The following is a 16,388-nucleotide window of genomic DNA, read 5'->3' as shown; positions in this document are numbered from 1 at the left end:
TCGCCGCAGCTGAAAGCACCGAAATGAGCGAGTGTCCGCTCAATTTTGATCGGCTCGCCTCTTTCAAAATCGGCGGTGGCTGAAGTCAGCCAGAAATGCATGGCTATTTCAGACCATCCTTAGTAGGGCTATGTTTAGGCGCGTTTGTGCTCGCAGATGCAGGGGTGCTCGATGGCAAGGAAGCCACCACGCACTGGGCCGCCCGAGGCGAGTTTGCTCGTCGTTTTCCCAAGGTTCGGTATAGGCCGGAAGATCTCTATGTCAGTGCCGGCAACATCGTGACCTCGGCAGGAACCGTAGCGGCAATCGATTGTTGCCTTCACCTGGTACGCCAGCACCTCGGTGCCGAGGTGGCGAATCGCACCGCAAAGATGCTGGTGACGCCGCCACACAGGCAGGGAGGCCAGGCCCAGTACGTGGAGCATCCGGTGCCGCAGTTATCCAGCGGAACCCATTTTTCTGACGTGCTGGCATGGGCACGCATGAATCTGGCTGACGATCTGTCGCTCGACGTCCTGGCAAGCATGGCGAAAATGAGCAGGCGCACCTTTACTCGCCGGTTCAAGGAATCGACCGGCACAACCGTATCCAAGTGGGTGAGTGCTGAACGAGTTGCCAGAGCGCAGGCGCTGATCGAAACAACTGAACTCCCCATTGAATGCATCGCCGGGAAAGTAGGCTTTGGGACGTCTGTGTCTTTGAGACAACACTTCGGCGCTCAGCTCGGTACGTCGCCAGCTGACTATCGGAAGAATTTCTGTCTTGGGATGCGTGCAAAGGGCTGACGAAAGATGGCCATGTCTGGCTCTCTCACATGTCCCGCTCGCTAAATCGACGTCCGTTTTGGCCGGTAGCAGTTGGTCGCGAAGGGCTGCATTTGGCCCAAGAGGTGCAAAAACACTTTCGTAGCTTGGGCGGGGACCCCAGCGCTGCTGGACAAGGCGATCGCTTAGGCATTTGCCACGATCAGCACCGGTAACGTTCCAGACATTTATAAAGCTTTAGCGCCTCCTTGAGCCGCGGACAGCGGGGCGCTTTACGACCGGCTCGGTAACAAAAATCCATTAACTCAGGCGCTAGCCTTTATCAATCTTACAAATATTATAGCTATCGACCACTCTCCGGTATTGGCTGGGTGAGGCGCCGATGTGTTGGCGGAAGAAGCGGGTAAAATGGCCCTGTTCGGAAAATCCCAGGCTCTCGGAGAGCTGACCGAGCGTGCCGCTGCGCTCGCGCTCCAGCCAGACGAATGCCCGGCGCATGCGTGCATCATTGACTACCAAAGCGGGTGTCATGCCGGTGTCCTGCCGAAACAAGGTGAAAAAGTGCGCGCGCGACAACCCGGCGGCCTTGGCAGCGTTGTTTACGCAATCCGGATCGTCAAGGTGCGTCTGTAGATAGTCGCAGGCGCGGCGGATACGCCCATCGCGGAAGCCCTGGGGCGTCTGAGCACCGAGGCGGCGCAGTTGCTTCCACTGCGAGAAATCCTCGATCAGCTCGATCAGAAAATCGAACAGCAGAAATTCGATGTGCTCGCGCGGTAGCAGCCCGGCGCTGTAGGCCTCGGCGATCAATCGATCAGCCATTGCCCGGTTCTTGCTGCTGAGCTCGATGCAGGGCTGGGAAAAGAAACCTGGATGAGCGCTCAGCGCCAGCGACTGTTGGGCTTCGGCCAACCAGGCCGGCTCGATGTAGAGCGCGAGGATCTGCGTCTGCTCGGCGCCGGGCTGGAAATCGTAGTAATGCGGCTGCCAGGCGTTGACCAGCACCGCGCAGCGATCAGTGAGCGGCACCTGCCGACCATTGACGTTGAAGAAGGTGTCCGCCCCGGATGCCTTCACCAGCACATGGCACTCGTGGTGCGAGTGGGTGACCAGGGGGCGATCCATGTCGAGCAGGGCGACCCGCCCGAATTTGCCATGAAAGACGCGTTGTGCAGTGGACATCGCTAGCTCCTTACGGGTCGGCTGGTGGAGGCGACGGCGATTGCCGAGCGCTCGTTAAGATCGGCTGGACGGTCGACATCCAGCAGGATGCCAGGATCCGCGACGTCCACCGTTTGGTAATGTTCGGGATGACGGCGGATCAGGCTGCGCGCGCCCTCGTCGCCGTCAAGTTCGCATAGCGCTGGCCAGAAAGCACGGCCGAACAGCACCGGGTGGCCGGGGTGGCCGTCATGGCGCGGCTGCACGATGTGAGCGGCGTCGGCTACGGCGATCAAACTTGCGCAAGTATCCGGGCGCACCCAGGGCATATCGCCGAGCAGCACCGCGAGCGCCTTGGCCGGATGTGAGGAGAGCGCCTCGGCGCCTGCTGCCAGGCTGGCGCCGAGACCGCGCTCGGCCAACGGCGTGTGGATCACCCTGATCTGCGGCGGCAGGTGCAGATCATCGACCGTTTCGCCGTCGCGCAGCACCAGCAGCAGCTCGTCGAAGGCCTCTGCGGCGTTGGCAAGGCTCGCCTCTAGCAGCGTGCGGCCGTCGGCCAGGCGCGCCCGGCGCTTGTCGGTGCCGAAGCGAGTGGCGCGTCCGGCGGCCAGGACCAGGCCTACCACATCCGTTTCAGAGTTCATCGCGAGCCTTGCCGTGGTAGACGCGCAGCACGTCGGCAACCACCGACAGAGCAATCTCCGCGGGCGCTTTGCTGCCGAGATCGAGCCCGATGGGCATGTGGATACGTGCGATCTGCTGCTCGGACAGTCCGCCGACCCGGGCCAGCCGTTCGGCGCGTTGGGCCGAGGTTTTTCGCGAGCCCATGGCGCCAATGTAGAAGGCTGGCGTGCGCACGGCCTCCATCAGCGCCAGATCGTCGATGCGTGGGTCGTGGGTTAGGGCGACCACGGCGGTGGCCTCATGGCAGTGGCCGGCAGCGATGAATTCCGAGGGCAACACCGCATGAAAGTTGACGCCTTCGAGCGGGCGCTCACGCATCTCCTCCCGCGGATCGCAGGCGATCACCTCACAGCCGATGGCCCGCGCGAAGCTGGCGCAATATTCGGCAACTGGCGATAGCCCAGCGAGGATCAGACGCAGCACCGGGCCGATGCGCAGACGCACGCGCTCGTTCGCTACCTGCGTGATTTCCCCGCCACGGTCGTCCACCGCAAGCACGAAGGCACCGGAGCTCAGGTCGAGCTCGCGCATCAATCGGCGCTGGCCAAGCAGGGCGTCGTACAGGTCCTGCAGATGGTCGACCCAGGCCTCGTCCGGCTCGCGGTGCTCGACCAACACCTGAAGGATGCCGCCGCAGGGCAGGCGCAGCCGCTGACGCTCGTCGTCGCTCTCGCCGTAGCGGACGATCTGGGCCGGCGCGCGTAGCTCGCCGCGCGCCAGGCTTTCAAGAAAGGCTTCCTCGACACAGCCGCCGGAAAGCGAACCGACGAACTGGCCGTCGGCGCGGGCTACCAGCATCGCGCCGGGCGCGCGTGGTGCCGAACCGTAGGTCGAAAGCACCGTGCACAGCCAGACGGCGTGGCCTTCGCGGACCCATTGCAGCGCGGCATCCATTACCTGGAGGTCGAGTTGACGCATGTCAGAGTTCCCATGACGGACGCAGGCGCCGAACGCGCTGCGCAGATCGGTTAATCTTTGGGCCCGTAGACAGAAGGGCCCGTATTCCATGACGCACCGACAATTTATCGAGACCGCCGGTGCCAGGCTCGATTATCAATTGCTGCAGCCCGAGGGTTCGACCGGTCCAACGCTCGTCTTGTTGCACGAAGGGCTCGGCAGTCTCGAACTGTGGAAGGATTTCCCGGCGCAACTGGCCGAACACTGCGGCTCGCCGGTATTGATTTACAGCCGGCAGGGTTATGGCCGCTCCAGCCCGGTTCGGCTGCCACGTCCGCTCGATTACCTCAGCGTGGCCGGCCCCGATGAGCTCGGACGCGTGCTGGACAGCTTGGCGCTCGAGCAGGTGGTGCTGCTCGGTCACAGTGACGGCGCTTCCATCGCGCTGGCCTACGCCGCTCGCCAGGATCCGCGTATGCGTGGTGTGGTGGTCCTCGCGCCGCACGTCGATGTCGAGCAAGCCAGCGTCAAGGGTGTGCGCCACACAGTAAAAGCCTATGCCCGTGGCGACCTGCGCGAACGGTTGCGCGCTTACCACGGTGAAAACCTTGACGGCGCCTTTCGCGGCTGGAGTGAAACCTGGCTGAACCCTGCGTTTGCCGCCTGGAACCTGCATCAGGCCTTGCCGCGCATCCAGGTGCCGTTGCTGGCTATCCAGGGCCGTGACGACGAGTTCGCCACACCCGCACAGCTGCAAACCATCGAACATGAGGTCGGCGGCGACTGCCAGACGGTGCTGCTCGATGACTGCCGCCACTTTCCGCAGAACCAGGCCCGCGATCGCGTGCTGGCGCTGATCGCGGGCTTCATGGCAAAGCTGCCGCGCTGAGTGGCGGCGGGTCTGGCGGAAGGCGTCGGGCGCAGGCATGGGCGTCAGCACTCGCGTGTGGATGCCTCGACCTCGTCGAGGGTTGGCAGGTCTTCCGGCGTTTCGCGCCAGCGCTTGACCACGCCGAGTTCGATATCGAACAGATCCAGCACTCGCCCGAGCGTGTGGTCGACCATTTCGCCGAGCGAGGCCGGCTTGGTATAGAACGCCGGTACCGGTGGGGCGATGATGGCGCCGAGCTCGGCCAGTTCGGTCATGGTACGCAGGTGGTTCCTGTGCAGTGGCGTCTCACGGACCATCAGCACCAGGCGGCGACGCTCCTTGAGAATCACATCGGCGGCGCGAGTCAGCAGGGTCGAAGTCACGCCGCTGGCGATTTCCGACATCGAGCGCACGGAGCAGGGCGCGACGACCATGCCCATGGTCTTGAACGAGCCACTGGCAATGGCCGCGCCGATGTCCTGGTTGGAATAGCACACGGTCGCCATAGGCTTGAGCTGGGACCAGGACAGCCCGGTCTCGTGGGACAGCGTGATCAGCGCCGATTTCGACACCACCAGATGCGTCTCGATTGGCGTGTCGCGCAGCAGTTCGAGCAGGCGCACCCCGTAGATTGCGCCGGACGCGCCGGAGATACCGATGACGAGTCGCTGCGGACGGGGGCTAGTTGAGATCATGGTCGGATTCCTGAATGGCGCCTTCCTTGTAGAAGTGGATGGCATTGAGTGCAGTGGCCAGCGTCTTGCTGATGATGTCGATGAACAGCGTCGCGGCAGGGGTCAGCGGGCGACGGCTGTCGTGCACGCAGACCATGCGCCGCGTGATCCCGGGGGGCGCCAGTGGATAGGCGCGCAAGGCGCCTTCTTCCAGACCGCGTTGCAGCACGGTGGCCGGCAGTACGCTGATCCAGTCGCTGCGGCGCAGAAAGCTCTCGATCACTGTGAGGTCGTCGAGCTCTAGGTGCGGCGTCAGCTCCAGGCTCTGCGCGGCAAGTGCCTGATCGATGACCATACGCAAACCATGACGGCGCGAAGGCAGCACCAGCTTGAGGCCAGCCAATGCGCTGAGCGGAATCGGCGTGGGCTGGCGCAGCCGGGTCGTGGCACCGGTCGCTACCAGCAGTTCCTCGTCGAGGATGTCGGTACGGTGCAAGTGCTCCTGCTGGAAGCTCTGGTTGATCACCGCGAAGTCCAGCGCGCCGGACAGCACGCGATCGATCAGATCCTGGCTGTAGCCGTAGCTGACCTGCAACTCGACATCCGGATGGTGCTCGACGAAATAGGCCAGGGTGCTGGCCAGCGCCTGGTTGGCCGCCGAGGCGATCAGCCCGGCATTGATCCGCCCGCCGATCTCGCCGCTGCGGTCGATCAGTGTCTGCCGGGCCTCCAGCAGCTCGCCGAGGATCGGCATAAACAGCCGATAGGCCTGCACGCCGGCCTCAGTGGGCGTCATGCCCTTGGGGGTGCGCTCGAACAGTGGTTGGCCGAGTTCCTCTTCCAGCTTGGCGATCTGCATCGACAGGGCGGGCTGGACGATATTCAGCCGCTGTGCGGCCTTGGTCACCGACCCCTCCTCGTACAGACAGGTGAAATACTTCAGCTGGCGTAGTTCCATTCCCGGCCTCGTCGATGTGGCTATAAGAAGCCAACATTCTGATAGATGTGCTTGAGCTCCGTAAAATCCAGTAGCGCATCGTAGCCGTGCAGGCGGCCCAGCCCGCTCTTGCGGTAGCCGCCGGTTTCCGCCTCGGCGAACAGCTTGTTGTGATCGTTGATCCATACGGTGCCGTTGCGCAGGGCGCGGGCCAGGCGCATGGCCCGCGCACCGTCGCGGGTCCAGACGCTTGCCGAGAGGCCGAACTCGCTGTGGTTGGCCCGGCACACAGCCTCTGCCTCATCTTCGAATGTTTCCAGCACCAGCAGAGGGCCGAAGATTTCCTCCTGGCAGAAGAATGCGCCGCTATCCTGATGCGCGATCAGCGTTGGCGAGAGGAAAGCGCCGCGGCCCAGCGCATCGCCTGGTCGAGCGCCTGCCAGCAACACTTCGTCGCAGCAGTCCATCGACTCGCGAATGCGTTGCTCGACGAGATCGCGCGAACGCCAGTCGATCAGCGGGCCCATCTGTGTGGCCACCTCGAGCCCGTGGCCCAGGCGCACTTCGCCCAGCGCCGCGGCCAGCGCCTGCTTCATTTCCGCTGCGCGGCTGGCATGCACCAGCACACGGCGGGCGGCGGTGCACTGCTGCCCGGAGATGATGGTCGCAGCGGCAGCGAGCTTCGGCGCCACCGCGGCGATGTCCGCGTCCTCCAGCACCACACAACAGGATTTCCCACCCAGCTCAAGCGACAGTTTCTTCATGGTCGGCGCGGCGTCCTGCATGATCCGCGTTCCTGTGGCGGTGGAGCCGGTGAAGCTGAGCACGTCGACCTTCGGCGTGGCGACCAGGTGGGCGGCGCCGGTGTGGCCGGTCTCGGCGAACAGGTTGACCACCCCGGGCGCGAGATCCGGCAGATCCAGCAGCGGGGCGAGGAAGGCGGCGTTGAACAGCGCGGTTTGCGGCGCCGGCTTGACCACGCAGGTGCAGCCTGCGGCGAGTGCCGGGGCCAGCGCGCGCACCAGCAGCACCGCCGGAGCGTTCCAGGGAATGATCAGTGCGGCGACGCCGGCCGGTTCGCGTAGCATCGTCGAGAATTCGCCGGGCGCGACTTCCAGCACGTGGCCGGGATTGTGGCGCGCCAGCCCGGCGTAATAGAGGATTTCCGAGATGGCGCCGCCGATCTCGCCGCGCGACTGCGCCAGCGCCTTGCCGTTCTCGCGGGTGAGCAGGCTCGCCAGTTCCTCCTGGCGACTCTTCAGCGCCTCCGCCCAGTCCAGCATCAGCTGCTGGCGCAGGCGTGGATTCTGCGACCATTGGGGGTTCTCGAAGGCGCGCTCGGCAGCCTCCACGGCGGCGCGGGCCTGGACCTCGCCACCGTCAGCGAAGCGGCCGACGAGTTCGCCATTGGCGGGATCGAGGCTGTCGGCCCACCGGTCGTCGTCGCACCACTGTCCGTCGATGAAATGTCGTGCCTGCTGCATTTGAATCTCCTGTCCGGCGAAGTTGCTTATGTTTGTTTTTCAACCATCGGCGAGGGCGCCGCGTCCTGGCCAGTCTTGGCCTGGGCGGGTGACGTCCCGAACTGGCGCCTTGTGGGCCGGCCAGTTCGAGGACCGCATTATCGCTTGAGCGTAGAGAGAATACGGGTGCCGGCCGGTGACGCCGGTTTCCGTTTGTGGGCGCGTGGCGCCAATACGCCGCGCGCCCACCGCCGGTCAGCCGTTGTGCGGCTGGCCGAACAGTTGCTGCCAGTCGGCGTCGGCTGGCTGACTGACCTCGGCGAGATCGACCTCACTCTCCCCCGGCACGCGGATGCGCTTGAAGCGCATCGGCGGTGCGGCCAGCGGTACGGTGGCGTCGAAGCCCATCTTCGAGCCAACGCCGTCGCGGGTCGACGGGTCGAGCTTGGAACCTTGGGATTCGTGGACAAGCACCAGATCGCGGTCGGCCTGGAAACGCGTCGCCACTGCCCACTCGACTTCGGTGGGGTTGTGGATGTCGACATCGCTGTCGACCACCACCACATGCTTGATGTCATAGTGGCCCCCGAGCGCGCCGAGGATGACGTTCTTCGCCTCGCCTTCCGAGCGCTTGTCGATCTGCACGTACAAGTGGTAGCGGCACACGCCGCCGCGCGCCAGGTGGACGTCACGCACGCAAGGGAAACTGCGACGCAGGTGCGAGAGCATGGTCGCCTCCCGCGGAATGCCGCCCAGCAGCAGGTGCTCCAGGCCTCCGCCGACGATGGTATGGAACATCGGCGCCTGGCGATGGGTGACGGCATCGACCTCGATCACATGCCGCTCGGCGCGCTCGCCGTAGTATTGAGGGAACTCGCCGAACGGTCCTTCCTCTTCGCGCGTATTAGCCAGCAGGCGGCCCTCGACGACGATCTCGGCATCGGCCGGCACGCGAATGCGGTTGGTGACGCACTTGGCTACCGGCAGTGGACGGCCATGGAGCGCACCAGCGATTTCCAGCTCATCATGGTCAATCGGCACGATCGCCTGCGAGGCCATCAGTGTCAGCGGGTCGCAACCGACCACCACCGCAACTTCCAAGTCCTCGTTCTCGCGCTCGGTCTCCTGGAAGAAGGCCAACGCGTGACGCGGCAACAGCAGCGCGCCGAGGCGGTTGCGACCGCTGACCTGCAGGCGGTGGATGGAGACATTCTGCACGCCGGTGCGCGGGTTGCGGGTGATCAGCAGGCCTGCGGTGATGTAGGGGCCGCTGTCGTGCTCGTTGTGGGTGGGGATGGGCAGCTGGGCGAGCAGGTCGACGTCGCGGTGCACCACCTGCTGGCAGGGCGCGTCGGCGATTTCCTGCCAGGGCAGGGGGTTGAGGCTGGCCTGCTCGAAGCGCGCCAGTACCTGGCTCGACTCGACGCCCATGGCCTCGGCCATCCACTGGCGGTCCGAGAGCAGACCGGAGATCACCGGGACCGGGTGGCCGCCCGGCTGTAGGAACAGCGAGGCGCTGTGGCCGTCCAGGCGGTTGGCGATGGCTGCAACGCCGAAGCGCAGCGCCGTGCCTGGGCGGATCACGCTCAGTCGCTGAGTGTTCTGCAGATGATCCAGCCAGCCGCGCAGGGTGGCACCGACAGGCAGAGCAGCGCTAGCGGGCTCGGCCGAGGAAGAGGGCATGGACGGCATGGACGGCATGGCAAGTTCTCTCGTGGTTATTGTTTTGGCCATGCTAGGAGTGTCAGGCAGGTCTGCCTATTAAGGTTTTCTGATGCGAGCCATCAGAACCGGCGATGCCTCGTGCTATTGGTTTGAAGATTCATCGGCACCGGCTTTCATCGATTTCGAAAATCGTCCGCGCCCCCCATAACGATCCGTGATCCTCTGCATCAATATTCCCTAATGGCTGAGATAGAAGCCTTGCGCTACGTTCATGCCCAGCAATTGGATAGCCGAGCCCGCAGTCGTCGAAGGTTGCCGGGCCGGCCACAAGAACAATAAATGAGGTCCGTGTATGAACCTTCGCCGAACGCCTGCAAACCTTTCATGTCACCGCGCGCATGCTTTTACCCGTTCTCGTCGCGACTGCCAGGCCGCGCTCGTCAGTCGTATGCCCGCGATAAACATCCCTGCGTGAATAAAGCGTCATCCGTGCATCGCTTGATGCTCTGCTAAATACCGAGGTGGCAGACGAAGGCCATTCGCGTATCGCAGTTGGCGCCGCGTGAAAAATCGCCTGTGCGTGACAGTGGTGCTGTCCGTTTCACCCGGTCATTTGTTCGATAACAACAAGAAAGGTGAGTCATGAAGAAAACAACGAAATTGTTGTGTGCGCTATGTTCTGCCGCCGCCTTATTGGTCAGTGCCGGTGCGATGGCCAAGGATCTGCGGCTGGGGCTGGTCGTCCCTGGCACCCATGCCTGGTCGCAGGCGGCACAGGCCATGGGCGAGGAACTCAAGGAACGCTCCGGCGGCAAATACGATGTGGTGGTTTTTCCCGCCGGCCAGCTCGGCAGTGAGGCGCGCATGCTGCAGCAGTTGCAGACCGGTGCGCTGGACATGGCCTTTATGACCACCGCCGAAGTGGCGAACCGGGTGCCGGACTTCGGTGCCTTGTTCGCCCCCTATCTTGTGCATGACGTGGCGCAGGCCGGTCAGTTGCTCAATGGCAAGGCCGCCCAGGGGATGCTTGATCAGCTACCGGCCAAGGCGGGTGTAGTCGGGCTCGGTTATGGCGTGGCCGGCATGCGGCTGATGCTCAATGCCTTCCCCACCGACGACGTCAAGGCGATCAATGGCCGCAAAATCCGTATCACGCCGTTCCCGCCGGTACAGGATTTTTATCGCCTTCTCGGCGCTGCCTCGACGCCGATGCCGGTTACAGACGTGTATGACGCCCTGGCCAACGGCCAGGTCGACGGCGTCGATGCCGATCTCGAGCTGATCTGGAAGCTGCGCCTCTACGAGCGTGCCAAAACGGTGTTGCAGAGCAATCACATGATGTTCCCGGTGATCGGACTGATGTCCGGGCGGGTCTGGGCGCAGTTGCCGCAAGAGGACCGCTCGATGATTCGCGAACTGACCCGCAAGCACCTCGACACGCTGACGGCGCACTACGAAAAATCGGAGGCCGACACCCAGGCGAGCATCGAGCAGGCCGGCGTCAAGGTCACTCCGGTGGGGCCCGAATTCTTTGGCGATACGCTGCAGCAGTGGGAAAAAATCTGGCTGAAGAAGGCCCCGGCGCTGGCTGATCTGCGCCGGGAAGCGGCCGATCTCAAACCTTGATTCCGAGCCCCGTGGCGTGACAGGCGCGCGGGGCACCTGCATAAGTTGTTCGGGAGAATGCCTATGATCCGGGCGCTGAGTAACCTGATTGGTCGCAGCGAACGCGCCGCCTTGCGCGCGCTGGTGCTGATCCTGCCGTTGATGATCCTGGTCAATGTTGCCGGGCGCGCGCTGAAGGCGCCGATCTTCTGGCTGGACGAATTGGCGGTGCTGACCATGGTCTGGTTGGCGATGCTGGGCCTGTCGGTCACCTTGCAGACACGCGAAGCCGTCGCCGTGACCCTGCTCACCGACGCAGTGCCAGAGACTGCCTGCAAGATGCTGCGCTGCACCGCCGATCTGGTGGTGCTTGGCTTTGCCGTGGCGCTGCTGGTGCTTTGCTACCTGTGGTTCGACCCGCTGTCGTTATGGCGCCACGGTTTCGACTTCGACGCGTTTGCCGCGCAGTCCTTCAATTTCATCTATCAGGAACCGACCTCAACGCTCGGCGTCGCTAAGTTCTGGTTCTGGCTGATTCTTCCGTTGGTGGCCTTCACCAGCTCCATCCATGCACTGGCCAACCTGCTCGATAGCCTGCGCGCGCCGCATCCGGCGCCGGGGGCCGGGCCTGCTGCCGCCACCGGCTCGGGGGAATAGCGCAATGATCATCGGACTCTTCACCGTGCTGCTCTTCATCGGCGTGCCGATCGCGCTGGTGCTGGCGGTCAGCGCCATGATCTACATTCAGTCCAGCGGCAATAGCGTGCTGTTTCTCTCCTACCCGCAGCAGTTCTTCGGCGGGCTGGACAACTACGGACTACTCGCAATCCCGCTGTTCATGCTGGTCGGTGAACTGATGAACGAGGGCGGCATCACCCGCCGCCTGGTCGCCTTCGCGTCGGTGTTTCTCGGTTCGGTCCGCGGCGGTCTGGCTTACATCAACATCCTCGCCAATATGATGTTGGCCTCGATCGTCGGTTCGGCCAACGCCCAGGTGGCGGTCATGTCCCAGGTGATGGTGCCGGAGATGCATCAGAAGGGCTACGACCGCAATTTCGCCACCGCGACCACGGCAGCCGGGGCGCTGCTGGCGCCGGTAATTCCGCCGTCGATGCTGTTCGTGATCTTTGGCGTGCTTGCGCAGATATCCATCGGCGACCTGTTCATCGCCGGCATCGTTCCCGGCCTGTTGATGGCCGGTGGCTTCATCCTGGTAATCGCATTGCTTGGCTTCTTTTACCAGTACCCCCCAAACGAGCGCCTGACCCGCGCGCAGATGGTGCGCAATGTGGTGCGGAGCGTACCGTCGCTCAGCGTGCCGGTAGTGATGATCGGTTCGATCATTGGCGGCATCGCGACGCCGACCGAGGCCGCTGCGGTGGGCGCGGCCATGGCGGTGCTGGTCGGTCGCTTCGCGCATGGCGAGATGAAGCTCGATCGCATGGGAGACATGCTACTGCGAGTGGGGATCAACAGCGGTGTGGTACTGGCGCTGGTCGCCGCGGCGGCGGTTTTCGGCTGGGTCATCGTCTACGAGCAAATCCCGCAGCAGCTCGGCGCGATCATGCAGGGAATGACGTCCGATCCCTTCATCTATCTGTTGTTGCTGATCGCACTCCTACTGGTGGTGGGCATGGTACTCGACGGCATCGCGGCGCTGATCCTGCTGGTGCCGATCGTGTTGCCGGTGGCCGAGTCGGTCTATGGCATCAACGCCTACCATCTAGGCGTGATCATGTGTATCAACCTGACCCTCGGCCTGCTCACCCCGCCGGTGGGCGCGGCGCTCTACGTCGCGTCCCGTGTCACCGGCTGCCGGCCGGGCGACATCATGCGGCCACTGTTGCCGTTCCTGCTGGTCACCCTGCTGGTGATGATTCTGATCGCCTGGCAGCCGGACCTGGTGACCGCGTTTATCTCATGAGGCCTGTGCAAGGTCGCTATTTATACCCCGGCCCCTGTGGCCGGGTCTGACTGGAGACGTCTATGAATCGCATGAAAGACAAGGTCGTTATCATCACCGGCGCAGCCCAGGGCATCGGGGCGACCTACGCCCGCGCTTTGGCGGCCGAGGGCGCGCGCATCGTCATCGCCGATGTGCTCGATGGCTCGTCGCTGGTGGCCGAACTTGAAGGCATCGGTGTCGAAGCCATTGCCTTGACGACCGACGTGACCGACGAGGCGTCGGCGGCAACCATGGCCACCGCGGCGATGGAGCGCTTCGGGCAGATCGACGTACTGGTAAACAATGCCGCGATCTACGCTTCGCTAAAGATGAAGAGCTTCGAGGACATCGACCTCGCTGAGTGGGACAAGGTCATGGCGGTGAACGTGCGCGGTCCGTTCATTTGCGCCCGTGCGGTGGCGCCCTACATGAAGCAGCGCGGTTACGGGCGGATCATCAACATCTCATCCGGCACGCCGTTCAAGGGCACCCCAGGCTTGCTGCACTACGTAACCTCCAAGGGCGCTATTCTTGCGCTGACCCGCGCGCTGGCACGTGAGCTGGGCGATTACGGCATCTCGGTCAATACGCTGGCACCGGGCCTGGTGCTGAGCGAAGGTGTGGTAGCCAACGCCGAGATGCGCGAACGGCTGACCGCGCCGGTGATCGCCAGCCGCGCAATCAAGCGTGACCAGATGCCAGGCGACCTGATCGGCCCGCTACTGTTCCTCGCCTGCGACGACAGCGCCTTCATGACCGGGGAAACCGTGGTTGTGGATGGCGGCTCGGTGATGCACTGAGCGGGCAGATGCCTACGGGCGGCTAGGCTCCGGATGTAGGAGCCTTGTTCGCGAATGGACTCGATACGGTGGAAGACTCTGCGCGGTCGAGACTGTCTCCCGGTTGGGGTAAGTGGCCAAGCCCACCTACACGCCAGTCGCCGCGAGGCACGCTTCCCAGAAGTCGGGCACTGACGGTTTTGTGGGAGGCCAGGCCCGACCTCGAGGCGATGCGCTCAGGGCCGCAGGATCGCCGGGTCGATCATCAGCTCGATGAGAAAGGGTCGGTCACAGGCCAATGCCTGCTCGAAGACATCGGCAAATTGCTCGGTTCGCTCCACCCGTGCCGCAACGGCGCCATAGGCCTTGGCGAGGGTGACCATGTCCGGGTTGACCAGGTCGGTGCCATATCGCCGACCGGGGTAATGCTTATCCTGATGCATGCGAATCGAGCCGTAGGAGCCGTTGTTGACCACCACGATGATCACGTTGGCGCCATATTGCACCGCCGTGGCCAGCTCCTGGCAGGTCATCTGAAAACAGCCGTCGCCAGCGAAGCACACGGCCGGCCGCATGGGCTGGGCGAGCTTGGCAGCGATCGCCGCCGGCAGGCCGTACCCCATCGAACCCGACGTCGGAGCCAGTTGGCTGCCCCAGTCGCGAAAAGGGTAAAACCGATGGACCCAAAGGGTGTAGTTGCCCGCTCCATTGCTGATCACTGCATCGGCAGGGAGGCGATTGCCGAGCCAGGCGACGATATCACCGAGCTGCAAAGAGCCCGGCAGCTGCGTAGGCTGCTGCCAGGCCTGACGGATTTCCCGGGCGCGGCTCAGCCAGGCACGGCGTTCGGCGGACAGTGCAGCCGGCGGTGATAGCTCAGCGGCAGCTTCAGCGAAGTTCGTCACCGAAGCACAGACAGCCAGCTCCGGCCAGTAGACCCGGCCAGGCTCCTGCGGATCGGGATGGACATGTACCAGCCGCTGGTGTGGCCGAGGTGCCTCGACCAATTCGTAGTGGCGAGTGGTGATATCGCCCAAGCGCGTACCGACCGCAACCAGCAGGTCAGCCTCCTGAATCATCTTGGCCAGCGCCGGGTTCATGCCCAGTCCAGCGTCGCCAGCATAGTTCGGGTGACCGTTATCGAAGCGGTCCTGGCGGCGGAAGGCCGTGACCACCGGCAGCCCCTGGGCTTCGGCGAAGCCCTGCAGCGCCTGCCGGCATTCAGGATTCCAGCCGGAGCCGCCGAAGATCGCCAGCGGTCGCTGCGCCTCGCTCAACATCTTCTGCAGTTGCGCCATCGCCGCCGGCGCTGGATAACCCTGGTTGATCGGCGCCGCCTCTAGCGCCAACGGTGGAACGGTTTCGAACAGGAGATCTTCCGGAAGCCCCAGCACCACCGGTCCCTGGCGGCCGGAGCGAGCCGTGGTGAAAGCGCGCGAGAGATACTCGGGAAGGCGCGCGGCATCCTGAATATCCACGGCCCATTTGGCGACCGGGCCGAACAGCGCACCGACATCGACTTCCTGCCACGCCTCGCGCTGCTGAAAACCACGAGGCACCTGACCGACGAAGACCAGCAGCGGCGTGGAGTCCTGCGAGGCGACATGCAGCCCCGCCAGGGCATTGGCACTGCCTGGGCCACGGGTCACGAAGCAAACCCCCGGGCGCCCGGTGGTCTTGGCATAGGCCTCGGCCATCATCGACGCACCGCCTTCCTGGCGACACACCACCAGGGCGATGTCGGAAGCATCGTGCAGCGCGTCGAGAACCGGCAGGAAGCTTTCGCCGGGCACCGTGAACACCCTGTCCACACCATTGCGTCGGAGTAGTTCGACGATGGCCTGACCGCCATCGTATCGCTTGTCGACTGTCATCTGATCCTCTCTGAGATCGGGCGAAAAGAGCCACGCGGCACGCGCCGTAAGGCCAGGGTGGCGTTACTTCAGCAGGCCACTTTCACGGTAGAACCTCTCAGCACCCGGATGCAGCGGCACGGCAAGGTTGGCTGGGTCGAAGGAACCCTTAGCGGTCCAGTCCTTCATCGAGCCAAACGAGCGCTGCAGCGCCTCACGGCCGTCCAGGACTGCCTTGGTGATGGCGTAGGCCGCTTCCTCGGAGACCTGATCGTTGGCGTACAGAGAGGTGACGAAGCCGACGCCCTCGACCGCCTTGTCCTGATGTTCGAACATGCCGGCAGGCATGGTGGTGCGAACGAAACCGTATTTCTCCAGGAAGCTGATGGCCTCGTCGCTCAGATCGAGGAAACGCTGGCCGGGGGTGATAGACAGCTGGGCGGTGTTGGGGTGGCCAGCGGTGGTGATGCCGATGATCATGTCGATTTTCCGGTCGCCGAACTGGTCCTGCAGGATGCTCAGGCTGGACTTGCTGATGCTGCCGCCGAAAGATTCGATCGCCTCGTAACTCAGGCCATTGGCCGCGAGGATCAGCTTGGCGATGTATTCATTCAGGCTGCCCTGCGGGCCGGTACCGATACGCACTGCCAGCTTTTTCTCGCGAATATCGGCGATGGACTGGATGGGGCTGTCGTTCTGCACCGTGATGCGTTGGTAGTACTGGTCGAGGCCGCCGACCAGGCCGCGGACGCTTTCTATCTTTTTCTTGAACGGGCCGAACGGCTGCTGGGCCCAGGCGGCCACCGGCGGGAAGATCAGGCCGATGTCGGCGCGCCGTACGGCCAGCAGCTGGGTATTGGCGATGGCCATGGGCGTGCCCTGGATATCCACCGTCGAACCGGCTGGCAGACGCTCGAGCATCTCGCCACGCAAGGCTCCGGCATAGGCGTACCAGGTGGTACCGGTCGGCCCGGCGGCGAACTTGACCTTCACCGGCTCTGCGGCCAGCGCGCTGCCGCACAGTCCGATGGCTCCCAGCAGCGCGATCGCCGCGTGTTTCTTGAGTGCATTGATCATCTTGTTGTTC

14 protein-coding genes and 1 pseudogene are annotated in these 16,388 nt (G+C 63.9%); 6 read left to right on the top strand and 9 right to left on the bottom strand.

Features of this window, described 5'->3' with window-relative positions; genetic code table 11:
- Window positions 1-119: 119 nt before the first annotated feature.
- Window positions 120-785: pseudogene (locus AC0KXH_RS12930) on the top strand (GlxA family transcriptional regulator); the annotation flags it as partial.
- A gap of 291 nt (window positions 786-1,076) precedes the next feature.
- Here AC0KXH_RS12930 and AC0KXH_RS12925 read toward each other — a convergent pair.
- From AC0KXH_RS12925 to AC0KXH_RS12915, 3 genes are read right to left on the bottom strand one after another with little or no spacing between them, the layout of a single operon-like run.
- A complete protein-coding gene (locus tag AC0KXH_RS12925) occupies window positions 1,077-1,946 on the bottom strand; it encodes a helix-turn-helix transcriptional regulator (RefSeq protein ID WP_143495845.1) in 870 nt (289 codons plus the stop codon).
- Window positions 1,947-1,948: 2 nt separating this feature from the next.
- Window positions 1,949-2,572, bottom strand: coding sequence for a nucleotidyltransferase family protein (locus AC0KXH_RS12920; protein WP_143495846.1), 624 nt, complete (start codon window positions 2,570-2,572; stop codon window positions 1,949-1,951).
- Window positions 2,562-3,530 (bottom strand): XdhC family protein, encoded by a 969-nt coding sequence (locus AC0KXH_RS12915; protein WP_143495847.1) that lies wholly within the window; start codon window positions 3,528-3,530, stop codon window positions 2,562-2,564. Before AC0KXH_RS12915 ends, AC0KXH_RS12920 begins: the two co-directional genes overlap by 11 nt.
- Window positions 3,531-3,618: 88 nt before the next feature.
- On the opposite strand from AC0KXH_RS12915, the gene AC0KXH_RS12910 reads away from it, so the two are divergent.
- The gene (locus tag AC0KXH_RS12910) at window positions 3,619-4,398 is read left to right on the top strand and encodes an alpha/beta fold hydrolase (RefSeq protein ID WP_143495848.1); all 780 of its coding nucleotides are present in this window, start codon (window positions 3,619-3,621) and stop codon (window positions 4,396-4,398) included.
- A 44-nt stretch (window positions 4,399-4,442) separates the two neighbouring features.
- Here AC0KXH_RS12910 and AC0KXH_RS12905 read toward each other — a convergent pair whose 3' ends face one another.
- From AC0KXH_RS12905 to AC0KXH_RS12890, 4 genes are all read right to left on the bottom strand, one after another.
- On the bottom strand, window positions 4,443-5,075 hold the full coding sequence (locus AC0KXH_RS12905; protein WP_143495849.1) for a UbiX family flavin prenyltransferase: 633 nt from the start codon (window positions 5,073-5,075) through the stop codon (window positions 4,443-4,445).
- Window positions 5,062-6,012 carry a LysR family transcriptional regulator gene (locus AC0KXH_RS12900; RefSeq protein WP_143495850.1) on the bottom strand — a complete coding sequence of 317 codons (951 nt, stop codon included), beginning with the start codon at window positions 6,010-6,012 and terminating at the stop codon, window positions 5,062-5,064. The genes AC0KXH_RS12905 and AC0KXH_RS12900 overlap by 14 nt, the downstream gene beginning before the upstream one ends.
- 20 nt (window positions 6,013-6,032) lie before the next feature.
- Window positions 6,033-7,475: an aldehyde dehydrogenase family protein gene (locus tag AC0KXH_RS12895; protein WP_488223512.1), complete on the bottom strand. Its 1,443-nt coding sequence runs from the start codon at window positions 7,473-7,475 to the stop codon at window positions 6,033-6,035.
- Window positions 7,476-7,709: 234 nt separating this feature from the next.
- Window positions 7,710-9,155: a UbiD family decarboxylase gene (locus AC0KXH_RS12890; RefSeq protein ID WP_273253413.1), complete on the bottom strand. Its 1,446-nt coding sequence runs from the start codon at window positions 9,153-9,155 to the stop codon at window positions 7,710-7,712.
- 675 nt (window positions 9,156-9,830) lie between these two features.
- Between AC0KXH_RS12890 and AC0KXH_RS12885 the strand changes: the two genes are divergently transcribed.
- From AC0KXH_RS12885 to AC0KXH_RS12870, 4 genes are all read left to right on the top strand, one after another.
- Window positions 9,831-10,745 (top strand): TRAP transporter substrate-binding protein, encoded by a 915-nt coding sequence (locus AC0KXH_RS12885; RefSeq protein WP_488223511.1) that lies wholly within the window; start codon window positions 9,831-9,833, stop codon window positions 10,743-10,745.
- 63 nt (window positions 10,746-10,808) lie between these two features.
- Window positions 10,809-11,381, top strand: a complete 573-nt coding sequence (locus tag AC0KXH_RS12880; RefSeq protein ID WP_143495853.1) for a TRAP transporter small permease — start codon at window positions 10,809-10,811, stop codon at window positions 11,379-11,381.
- A gap of 4 nt (window positions 11,382-11,385) precedes the next feature.
- Window positions 11,386-12,648 carry a TRAP transporter large permease gene (locus AC0KXH_RS12875; protein WP_143495854.1) on the top strand — a complete coding sequence of 421 codons (1,263 nt, stop codon included), beginning with the start codon at window positions 11,386-11,388 and terminating at the stop codon, window positions 12,646-12,648.
- Window positions 12,649-12,710: 62 nt separating this feature from the next.
- The gene (locus AC0KXH_RS12870; protein WP_143495855.1) at window positions 12,711-13,469 is read left to right on the top strand and encodes an SDR family NAD(P)-dependent oxidoreductase; all 759 of its coding nucleotides are present in this window, start codon (window positions 12,711-12,713) and stop codon (window positions 13,467-13,469) included.
- A 215-nt stretch (window positions 13,470-13,684) separates the two neighbouring features.
- On the opposite strand, the gene AC0KXH_RS12865 is transcribed toward AC0KXH_RS12870, so the two are convergent.
- Together AC0KXH_RS12865 and AC0KXH_RS12860 are read right to left on the bottom strand one after the other, a co-directional pair.
- Window positions 13,685-15,322, bottom strand: coding sequence for a thiamine pyrophosphate-binding protein (locus AC0KXH_RS12865; protein ID WP_143495856.1), 1,638 nt, complete (start codon window positions 15,320-15,322; stop codon window positions 13,685-13,687).
- A 63-nt stretch (window positions 15,323-15,385) separates the two neighbouring features.
- Entirely contained in the window at window positions 15,386-16,378 is a 993-nt protein-coding gene (locus tag AC0KXH_RS12860) for a TAXI family TRAP transporter solute-binding subunit (protein ID WP_143495857.1), read from the bottom strand.
- Window positions 16,379-16,388: the final 10 nt, after the last annotated feature.

Source organism: Stutzerimonas sp. CXK-1 (assembly GCF_057738225.1).
This window is presented reverse-complemented; position numbering and strand designations above follow the sequence as displayed.